The organism is Methylobacterium sp. B1 (genome assembly GCF_000333255.1).
Taxonomy (GTDB): Bacteria; Pseudomonadota; Alphaproteobacteria; order Rhizobiales; family Beijerinckiaceae; genus Methylobacterium; species Methylobacterium fujisawaense.
On sequence record NZ_BACT01000833.1, the window covers coordinates 1 to 1,210 of the forward strand.

1 protein-coding gene and 1 pseudogene are annotated in these 1,210 nt (G+C 65.1%); one reads left to right on the forward strand and one right to left on the reverse strand.

Going from position 1 to position 1,210, the window contains the following annotated elements:
- A pseudogene (locus I53_RS24130) lies at positions 1–867 on the reverse strand (SulP family inorganic anion transporter); the annotation flags it as partial.
- Positions 868–914: 47 nt separating this feature from the next.
- On the opposite strand from I53_RS24130, the gene I53_RS31795 reads away from it, so the two are divergent.
- Positions 915–1,210 (forward strand): AraC family ligand binding domain-containing protein (locus tag I53_RS31795; RefSeq protein ID WP_187294413.1); only part of this gene is annotated, 296 nt, incomplete at its 3' end.

Sequence of the window (1,210 nt, forward strand, 5' to 3'; positions counted from 1 at the left end):
GAGGCGGCCTTCGGGACGCAGGATCAGAAGGCCCTCGAACGTCTCGTCGTCGGGGTGCTCCGGAGACAGGGGGCGCAGGACATCGGCCCCCCGCTTGCGGACAATGATCGAGACCCGCGGATGGGCGGTCTGGAGGGCAAGGCCGAGGAGCGAGAGCACGATCGCCACGACAATGCCCTGGAGTGTTCCAAAGACGAGCACACCGAGTGCCGCCACAATCGCCCAGCGGAATTCCATGTGCCGTACGTGGTAGATGGCCCGGAACTCCTCCGGCTGAATGAGGCTGGCTGAGTAGACGATAACGATCGCCGCGAGGGTCGCCTGCGGCAGGAGACTGAGGATCGGAGCCAGGAACAGCATCGTGGCAAGAGCCGCCCCGGCCGTCACGAGCGAGGCCACTTGTGTCCTGCCGCCAGCGGCTCGGACGACACCGGTCTGAGACGTTCCGCCGCCGGCCGGCATGCCCCCGAGCAGGGCTCCCCCCAGGTTCGCCAAGCCCGTGGCGACCAGTTCGCGATTGGCATCCAGCGGCGGATCGCAGGGCCTCACGAACGCCCGTGCCGCGGCGATGCTCTCCGTGAAGCTCATCAGGGCGATGCCCATCGCGCCCGGCAGGAGTGCTTGAGCGAGCGCTGGGTCGGGCAGGCTGAAAGAGGGCAGGCCCTGCGGGATTGTCCCGACGGTCGACACGCCCGCGGCGCCGAGATCCAGCAGCCATGAGGCAATGAGGGCAGCCGCCACCGTGACCAGAGGGGCTGGCGCGTGCGGCTTGAGCCATTCCATCCCGACCAGCACGGTCAGCGTGGTCCCTGCGACGGCCAGGGTCGGCAGGGAGGTTGCGGGCAGGTGCTGAACGAGGCTCACCACGATAACCCCAGCCGGATGCGGATTAATGCTATATAATTACTGCAGACATGCGAACCAAGAGCACTAATCCGGAAGACTATGAGGCGTCGCGGCATGGTATCGTCGCGATGCCGAAAGAATATCCATCGGGTTTCCACGTCCGTTCGCATATCCACAAGCGCTCACAGCTGATCCACGCGACTGCGGGCGTCATGGAGGTGAAGACCTCGGATGGCTTATGGCTCTTGCCGCCCCAGCGCGCTGTATGGATGCCGGGCGGAATCGCTCATGAAATGAGAGCCNAAGGCGAGGTCTCGCTGCGGACACTTTACATATTGGAAGGTGCTGCCCCAACACCTTCCCC